Origin of the sequence: Colwellia psychrerythraea (assembly GCF_000764225.1) — a bacterium.
In the GTDB taxonomy this organism is placed as follows: Bacteria; Pseudomonadota; Gammaproteobacteria; order Enterobacterales; family Alteromonadaceae; genus Colwellia; species Colwellia psychrerythraea_D.
The window spans coordinates 1-1,837 of sequence record NZ_JQED01000043.1 but is presented as its reverse complement, the minus strand read 5'-3'; the positions used below and the strand labels follow the sequence as shown (position 1 = coordinate 1,837).

3 protein-coding genes are annotated in these 1,837 nt (G+C 35.1%); all 3 read right to left on the bottom strand.

Annotation, left to right across the window (positions count from 1 at the left end; genetic code table 11):
- Window positions 1-260 precede the first annotated feature (260 nt).
- The 3 genes from ND2E_RS05900 to ND2E_RS22465 all read right to left on the bottom strand — a co-directional run bounded on the left by ND2E_RS05900 (window position 261) and on the right by ND2E_RS22465 (window position 1,652).
- Complete coding sequence (locus ND2E_RS05900) at window positions 261-713, bottom strand: hypothetical protein (RefSeq protein ID WP_033094879.1); 453 nt, start codon at window positions 711-713, stop codon at window positions 261-263.
- A gap of 120 nt (window positions 714-833) precedes the next feature.
- Window positions 834-1,139, bottom strand: a complete 306-nt coding sequence (locus ND2E_RS05905) for a hypothetical protein (protein WP_033094878.1) — start codon at window positions 1,137-1,139, stop codon at window positions 834-836.
- Between the two features lie 87 nt (window positions 1,140-1,226).
- Entirely contained in the window at window positions 1,227-1,652 is a 426-nt protein-coding gene (locus tag ND2E_RS22465) for a hypothetical protein (RefSeq protein ID WP_052056779.1), read from the bottom strand.
- Window positions 1,653-1,837 lie beyond the last annotated feature (185 nt).

Below are 1,837 nucleotides of genomic sequence, written 5' to 3'. Positions count from 1 at the left end.
AGGTAGGCGCTGTTAGCCAATAGGTTAATAATCCACGAATATCAGCATGATAACCGACGAAATTACTGGCTTCATTCTATGCGTTAACTCACTCAACTTTAAAAGAGAAAATTATGGCTCGAAAAAAAGCAGAGATTTTTATGGTTTAACTTGACGTGGGGAGTCATACCAACGCCCAATTAACAGGCAAAAAATAGTTGGTTAAAATAAGCGACGAAGGAGCAAAAATCAACTGTTTTTTGTCCTTGTTTAACAGCTTGTTAGCTATGTGTTACACCAGCTTTTTTTCCCAAGCTATGTTTAGATTTTCTAAAGCCTTTTTGAAAGTTGACTAAAATTTTTGTAGCTTCCTTTACATCCCAATCATCATCATTATCTAATCCATCTAAGAAAACTAAAAGCTTCTCAATTTCTGAAGGTAGTATTGATATATCCTCATCAACACCAAGTTCAGCAACGACTTTCAATAAAAAGAACACTTCATGTTTAAGAGTTGAAAGGTGTCCTCCTGTAATTAGTTGAATAGTATTATCAAAAGCTCTATCAAGTTGAATTAAAGCAGCATAAATTCTTGTGCTAGATCGTGAGTTTTCTTTTTTATATCTATCTGAGCGATCTTTTAATGTAAGTAGTACAGTAAATAACGCAACTATTGCAGCTATAGCAGAAGCTATTGCACTTACAGCTGACCATGACCATGTTGGTTCCGACACAAATCTTCCTTGAATAGCTAACGCCCACATTAAGGGGCTTTTTATTAGTTTGCTAAAATTGTGTAGCGAAGCGAAACCGAGCAAACTGTAAAAAGTCCCGCTTTAATTGCTTGTTATATGCTACTGAAATAATTGCCAAAGTTGATAGATAGCAAAGATTGGTAAAGCCAGCCCCCAAATAAATAAACCAGACATTACAGCTAAACCTATTAACTTATCTGATTTAAGTATTTCCTCTTCATGAGGTTTTATCTCAGTAACACGAATAGATAGAAAATCAGAATCTAAACTCTCAGGTAATTTATAGCTACCTTCATCCAAGGCTTTATCAATAGCCTTTTGTAATTCAACTAAGCCTTCATGATTTCCAACAATGCAATCTTGATACGATTCATTGTAAATTTCGAGCCAAGGCTTATTTTTCATCGCCGAATCTCCGTGGCATATAACGCCCACAATAATGGGCAAATATCAATTGGTTTAAATAAGCGACGCAGGAGCAAAAACCAACTGTTATTTGTCCTGATTTATTTGCTTGTTATATGTAACTGTCACAGAAAATACCACTAAAACAGATATATAATAGACTAAAGACGCAATGGATGTTGCAGCGTTATAAACGGTATCAAAATTTAGTGATACAGCACTAGAGCGAAACATAAAAAAAGTCAGTGGTATTTGCATTAACAGAATAGCAAGCCAATTAAATGGTAATTTAGGTAAAAAGTGTCGATATAGAAACAAAATCAACGCAGAAAATACTAACGCTAGCAATGAGTCATGAACCATCAAAAATATCCAAATAAAACTATGCTCATCTAGATCTGGTGTAGATGTTATAAAGTCTAATATCGGTGAGTAAACAGCTGAAAAGTGAAATACGTACAGAAGTAGCACGGTAAGAATAATACCGAATATAAAAGAAGGTAAATACTTCATGCAGGCTCCCTTTGCATATAACGCCTCACTAAGAGGCAAATAATAGTTGGTTAAAATAAGCGACGAAGGAGCAAAAACCAACTGTTATTTGTGATCTTCCCCCGATAAAGCGGACACATTTTATTTTACGCTGCCAGGGCTTCATATTCTATTGGAGAACAATAGTTTATCCCTGAATGCATCCT

Coding starts and splice junctions, on each gene's coding strand:
- ND2E_RS05905 (WP_033094878.1), bottom strand. CDS start 1,139: ATGAAAAATAAGCCTTGGCTCGAAATTTACAATGAATCGTATCAAGAT.
- ND2E_RS22465 (WP_052056779.1), bottom strand. CDS start 1,652: ATGAAGTATTTACCTTCTTTTATATTCGGTATTATTCTTACCGTGCTA.